Genomic DNA, 7,020 nt, shown 5'->3' with positions numbered 1-7,020 from the left:
CCATCATGTCTTGGCCAGACAGCTTTTTGCTCGATTCAAGCTGAGGCATAAAGTAGGAGGCCCGGACGATAGGGCCTGAGAGCAATTGCGGGAAAAATGCCATAAATAGCGCGAAGTCTTTAAGGGGGCTGGGTTTGGCTAACTGCTTTTGATAGAGATCGAGTGGATAGGTAATGGCCTGGAACGTCATAAATGAAATGCCAATTGGCAAGATAATGTCGACGAACGGACTTTGGCCGGATAGCCCGAAAAGCTGAAGAAAGTCGTACAGGGATTCGATGAAAAAGTTGCTGTACTTAAAGTAGAACAGGATGAGCAGGCTGCTGCTTATGGCCCCTACAAGCGCAGCTTTCCTCACCATTTGGTGCTGGTGGCGAGTAATGATATGTCCAGCAATATAGTTGATCCCGGTGAGGAGCAGTAGCAGGGCTGAAAAACGCCAGTCAAACGTCATATAGAAGTAATAGCTAATGATGAGAAGAAAGCTCTTCTTGTGCTCGTTCTGGCGTTGTAATGCTGCGCAGCCGATGAGTGCAAAGAGTGCAAAAATGAAATAGGACAGGGAGGTAATGGCCATATTAACGCTCCATCAACTGGCTTACTAATTTGTCGTTCAGCGTCTTCGCGACATATTGTTCACCCTTGTAAGTAAAATGTCCGCCATCAACAAAATACTGGCTTCCTCCAGGCATTATCTCTGCTAGATCGACAAAGGGTGTATTGTATTGCCGGGCAACGGATCGGATCTGATCGTTATAGATCTCCCCGACGCGAATAATGCCATCCAGGTCTAGGCAGTGGTAATAGTATAATGAGGTTGCGGCCAGGCGTTCCTGTTGCTCTTTGGCTACGTTGATATATGAGCGGGCAACCGTTACCAGCACAGGCTTGATGCCTTGCGCGATGATGCTTTTGACAAGAGATTCTATCCTGTTGCGATAATCAATAGGGTTGATGGTTTCAGGGTCGAGTGAACTAACGCTGCTTGCTTTTGGTGTTCTGAGAAAGATGGTGTTTTTCTGGATCATGTCTTTGCTCATCAGCCAATTAGGTAATGAAGGATAGCCAAGCGGTTGAAATGCGTTTGGTGATTGGGCTAGCGGGTTGCTGCTATTTGTTCCTTTTTTGGGGCACAGCATCGTTATATCGTTAAACCCCGGATAGATAATAATTGCCGAAGGCGACAGCTTGTAGACAACGTTTTCGGTAACTTGGTGAGTGTCACTTAGCGAGCTGCCCTCTATCCCGGCATTGATGATATTCACCGGGCGATGTTGGTATTTATCTTTTATTGCGCTTGCCAGTAGTTGAGAGAAAGTCTGTTCATTGGCTTTGGCATAAATGCCAGCAACCGTTGAGGCGCCGACAACGGCATAGCGGATCTCGTCAGGCGAGCGTTCCGGAGGGATTTCGGGGCTGCGTAAACCATACGAGTTAATGACCATGCGGTTTTGCTGCGTGCTTGTGTCTTTGATGACGAGGTTAGGGCGGTAGGTACGTGTCTGAAGCTCATTGTCGATGACAATGGCACTGTTGTCCGTCAACAAGGATAAGACGTGGCGACCAGTTTTAATATAAGTACGGGCATGGAGGAAAAGCTCACCGAGCAATAATATGCCGATGATAAAGCAGATAGTCAGCCAGGCTCGGGGCTGGCGCTGCTCTGCTAGCGGTGTTGTCAGGAATGGTGATTGGTCGACCTCACGAAAATCTTCCAGCTCACTGACGGTCATGGCTTCCCAGTTGTCGGGAAGCTGGCCCAGATAGTCTTCAATTGCGACAGATACCGCAACGTAGCACAGGGAGTCACCGCCCAGGCTCAGAAAACTGTCACCTTCACGGATGTCATCGTTACCGAGGATGTCACTATAGGCTTGATAGAGGCTGTCATAGTTGTTGTCGCTTGTGGTTGGTTCAATAAGTGCTGTTAGTGAGCGATTATCGACTTTGCCTGAAGGAAGAAGTGGGTATTCGTCCATTTCTTTGATAATAAAGGCACTCGAGCCAAGTTGATAACGACTGGTGAGAACATTGATGATTGCCGCGCTGGATTGCTTCTGTAAGGTCGCGATGAGCAATGCCGAATCATTGCCGACAACGACAGTGGAGAAGCCCGACTTTTGCAGGAAAAGTTCAACCTCGTCAAGGCTGATACGCAAGCCGTAAAGCTTACAGAATCGGTTCATTCGACCAACAATCCGGTATAGGCCATCTGCATTTCGACAAGCCAGGTCGCCGGTTCGCAGCAGCTCAAGCTCTTTGCCTTTGGCTAAATCACGAGGGCTGGTGGCATATCCCATCATGACATTGGGGCCTCGGTAAACCAGCTCCCCACTTTGCTCGGCACCGTGAATGTCCTCTCCCTGCTCGTCTATAAGTGAAAAGTGCCCGCTAGGTATGGCTATGCCGATACAGTCCCGGTTTTGCTTAAGCACATGCGGCGGTACATAAGCCATGCGTGGTGAAGCTTCCGTCTGGCCGTACATTACAAACAGGCGTTTGTTCTGTTGCTCGCCCCAGCCGAGATATTGAGTGATGATATCTGTTGAAAGTCGTCCTCCGGCCTGGGCGATATAGTCCAACGAAGGGTAATGCTGGTCTCGGAACCCGATTCTTTCCAATAACTCGAAGGTGTAGGGGACGCCATAGAGGCTGGTTACTTGTTCTTCACGGAAGAGGGTCCAAAATGCCGGTTCTGATACAGAGTGCTCTGTTAACAGCAAAGTGGCACCAACCGAAAGGTGTGAGTTAATCACCGACATGCCGAACGAGTAATGGAAAGGCAGCGTGGTAATGGCTGTCTGGTTAGAGTCTAGTTCAAGGTATTGGGCTATCGAGCGGGCATTTGCTTCAATGTTTTCTTGTGACAGCCGAACAAGTTTGGCACTGCCGGTGGTACCGGATGTTGATAACAGGACGGATAGATCTGGGTGAAGCAGCGTTTCATTGTGCTCCGGGAACTTGTCGAGTGCCCATTTGCTAATAGGGTTTTGTCGGTAAATGGCAGAAGGGGTGAAAGTGTCGAGTATATTAGTATCTTTTGCTGTCGAGCCGGCGGCAGCCAATATGACCGGATGACGCGCCCGTAATGCACCTAGATAGGCGATTAACGGATTTATATCATTATACGTTTCGACGATAAGTAGTTGGCGTTGTGAACCTAAGTCGCCTGCGAAGGCATCAACCTTGTCTGCCAGTTCTGCGTAACTCAGTGTTAAGCCTGTGTCTGTAACGATAGCGGGAAGATCGCCATAGTCTCTTAACGTATCTACAAACAAATTGCGTCCCTTCACTGCTTGAGTAGCATAAATTTGTCATAGCCTAAGCATAGGACAAGATACTAATAATTCACGGTTAAAAGGGAATCGGCCAAAATTCCATTATTATGAAAGAGATGAAATAGCATTAATCTGCTGAGATAGTTGTATTTTTTTGACTTAGATCTGATTTAGGCACGGTTTTCCTCAATCATTTTTGCAAGCTACTCTGTAACGAACTACTGTTAATATAACCAGTGTGTTTGGAGGTGCTTATGATTGAAGTTAACTTCGAACTGGCAAAACATGCCTATGGCAAAGTTTTAAAGTATCCATATGGTGGTGAGCTCGCCCCGTATGAATACATGTCATTAAGGGTTTTTCGCTGGGATTTAAGCCGTGCCGGAATGCCTATCGATAGGGCGTTTGATTTACGCCTGATTGCTGCAGGATATCGCACTATCGCGACTCGGCCTGCAAGGGCTCATCGTCCACTTCCCGCTTGTGTGCTCGATAAGATGAGTGATAGCTGGAAAAGGGAGCATGGCTACTGTTAAAGATTATCGACATGGAGCCATCAGGCAAGGTCGCGTGAGTGGTTCCTTCGCTTTAACAGGTAAAGCTCTGATAAGGAAATACCTTGCAAATAATAAGGCAGGCTAACGGTGGCCTTATAATAAACCATAACCGTCGTCACATTCTGTGATTGCAGTTTACTTTTGATTGCACATTTAGTGACGTAGCTAGTACAAATAAATTATTGATAACAATCACTTTTCAGCAGTTTCCCCTCGACGTATATTCCCGTTAATTATATTGAAAATACCATTAGCAAAGAGATCCGCATTATTACTGAAAATATTAATAATGCGTGACTAGCTGCCCGGTACCATTTAAAGGAAGAACCATGACGGGAAAGAAACCACTACAACATTTGATGTTGGGGATTGCTGTGCCTAGCTTACTGGCAATGAGTTGCTCGGCCTTTGCTGAGGTCGAACATTTTCGCTATCAGAACAGCGAAAGCTACCGATTGGAAGCCGCCCAGATATTCAGAATGCGTAAAGCAATACCTGAGGTGAATCTGCGTAAAGCTCTGAAGCCAATGATTGGCAAGACATATTATAGTCAACAAGCCTTTCTTTCATCGCTCACTGAGCAGCTCGGCGATGATGTTGTCGCGCAGCATCAAACGAGAATTCTTGATAAGGCCCGCCAGCCGATACGTGATTTAGCTATCGATGTGCTTGATGATGATGTTCTTCATATCGCCTTTAAAGCGCAGTCAAAAGATCAGGCGCTACCTTCCACTGAGCTAATTAAGCTTGATGACTTTAGAGGTCCGTCAGCACTAAGCCGTATTCAAGATGGCTTTGAAACGGCCAATTTAAAGGTAGGTATTGACCCGCAAACACTCTGCTTGACGGTTACATCTAAAGTAAAAGGCCAATTGAGCGAGATTTGTCCTGAGAAGAGCAACAGCTTCACGCTTAATTCAGAGGGTGACTATCAGCTAAATGGCCTCGGGCAGGAGTTTCACGATCCGGGCAAGCTTAATGCTAACTGGCTTGGCTTCAAGCGCCAGGGCGGCAACAAGATGGAAGGCTTCCAGGGCGGCGGTACTGGTAATACCCAGTTTCCTGTGTTGTATGCATTGAACTCGAAGCAGCAGAACTACGCGTTGTACCTGGATACGGTGTATTCAGCGAACTGGGATTTCACCAAAGCACCTTGGAAGATATCGCAGCTTGAAGGTGAGCCGAGCTTTTTGTTTATGGCTGGTGATGATTTGCCTGATCTAAGGCAACAGTATATGGCATTGGTGGGGAACCCGCTGGTACCGCCGCGTAAGCTGTTTGGAATGTGGCTGTCGGAATACGGTTTTGATAACTGGCAGGAGCTTGATGATAAATTAAGTACGCTAAAGCAGCAGGACTTTCCTATCGACGGTGTGGTCATGGATCTGCAGTGGTTCGGCAACGTCGAAGCATTTAGCGCAACCAGTCCGATGGGAACCTTGACCTGGGATCTCGATCACTTCCCGGCACCTGAGCAGAAAATTAAGGCACTCAAAGAGCAGGGTGTTGGCATGATGCTGATAGAAGAGTCCTACGTCAGCGATGGCTTAGAGGAGCATGCAGACCTAGCCGAAAACGGACACTTAGTGATGGATCCGCAAACCGATAAGCCGATTGATTCGGATCCGAATGGCTACGGCTACTGGTGGGGCAAAGGTGGCATGATCGACTGGACTAATCCAGAAGCTGGTGACCATTGGCACGACTGGAAACGTAAACCACTCATCGAGATGGGCGTGATTGGTCACTGGACTGACTTGGGTGAGCCTGAAATGTATAACCCGCTAAGCGTATATGCTGGTGGGAAAAAACAGAATGATGTCCACAACATTTATAACTACAAGTGGTTGGAAAGTATCTACAACGGCTATCAGCGCAATGAGACTGACGTGCGTCCGTTTATGATGTCGCGCTCAGGGGCGCCTGGTATTCAGCGCTTTGGTGCGACTATGTGGTCGGCAGATATTGGTACCAACCTCGAGAGCCTGGCCACCCAGTTCAGCATGCAGCCAAATATGGTGCTGTCTGGAATCGACTACTACAGTTCAGATATTGGCGGTTTCCACCGCCGTGCGCTCAGTGTTTTGCCTGAAGAGCAGGAAGCGGCTCTGGATGAAACCTATACACAGTGGTTTGCCTACAGTTCACTGTTTGAGGTGCCTGTACGCCCGCACACCGAAAACCTATGTAACTGTAAAGAAACGGCTCCGGATCGTGTTGGTGATCTTGCAAGTAACAAAGCCAGCATTAAGCTGCGCTACCAGTTAATTCCGTACCTATATTCATTGGCTCACCGTGCCAATATTGCAGCAGAGCCAGTTTATCCGTCAATGGATTACTACTTCGGCGGCGATCCTATGGCCAAGAATCTTCCGGCCCAGAAAATGATGGGTAAAGATTTGCTGGGGGCTGCTATTGCGAAAAGAGGTCAAACAGCGACAGATGTCTACTTACCGAGTGGAACCTGGTTTGACTACCGCACTGGTAAACAAGTTGTCAGTAAAGGGGAGTGGTTCAAACAGCTTTCTGTTATCGATAATGACGTGTTGACCTTGCCACTATTCGCTCGCCAAGGTGCCATTATTCCAGTCAATGCACAGCAAGAAATGCCATTAACCAGTGATGTGCCGGTCGTTCTTGGAGCAAGAATATACGGTAGCAACGGGGAGTTTACGCTTTATGAAGATGATGGTGCCACCAATGCATACCTTAAGGGAGAGTTACGTAAAACAACTCTGAAAACAAAAGGGATGACCAATGGTGTTCAGTTGCTGATTTCATCTGAAGGTGAGTATGTAAACGCACCGGCGACACGTCCGATACACCTCGAATGGTTTGGCCTGAAAGGTAAGGTAAAGGCAGTACAACTAAATGGTAAGCCGATGACTGGCTGGAAACAGCAAGGAAACGGGTTAGAGGTTGAAACAGCAGCACTGTCGGTAGAGAAACAAGTAACAGTGACGGTATTGTTTGAGTAAACCTCAGTAAAATCGTCGACCGGAAAAGAAAAAGCCAGCAACTGCTGGCTTTTTGTTATTTTAGGTAGGAGATAAATTATCTCACTGTATGAAGATTACTTCGTTGCTGACGCCGCAACAGGCTCAGTACCTTCTGGGTGCCATGCACCATCCAGCTCGTCCAGCTCAGGGAACTTAGAGCGGTCAAACTCAGGCGTTTTACCAGCT

General features: G+C 47.6%; 3 protein-coding genes and 1 pseudogene. 2 read left to right on the top strand and 2 right to left on the bottom strand.

Annotated elements, in window-relative coordinates; genetic code table 11:
- Positions 1 to 577: pseudogene (locus MHN01_RS11725) on the bottom strand (hypothetical protein); the annotation flags it as partial.
- A gap of 1 nt (position 578) precedes the next feature.
- On the bottom strand, positions 579 to 3,278 hold the full coding sequence (locus tag MHN01_RS11720) for an AMP-binding protein (RefSeq protein ID WP_239411518.1): 2,700 nt from the start codon (positions 3,276 to 3,278) through the stop codon (positions 579 to 581).
- A 254-nt stretch (positions 3,279 to 3,532) separates the two neighbouring features.
- On the opposite strand from MHN01_RS11720, the gene MHN01_RS11715 reads away from it, so the two are divergent.
- A complete protein-coding gene (locus MHN01_RS11715) occupies positions 3,533 to 3,814 on the top strand; it encodes a hypothetical protein (RefSeq protein ID WP_239411517.1) in 282 nt (93 codons plus the stop codon).
- 350 nt (positions 3,815 to 4,164) lie between these two features.
- Positions 4,165 to 6,813, top strand: coding sequence for a TIM-barrel domain-containing protein (locus MHN01_RS11710; protein ID WP_239411516.1), 2,649 nt, complete (start codon positions 4,165 to 4,167; stop codon positions 6,811 to 6,813).
- Positions 6,814 to 7,020: the final 207 nt, after the last annotated feature.

This window comes from Photobacterium sp. OFAV2-7, assembly GCF_022347985.1.
In the GTDB taxonomy this organism is placed as follows: domain Bacteria; phylum Pseudomonadota; class Gammaproteobacteria; order Enterobacterales; family Vibrionaceae; genus Photobacterium.
The sequence above is the reverse complement of the archived record's forward strand: the minus strand, read 5'-3'. Positions and strand labels throughout refer to the sequence as shown.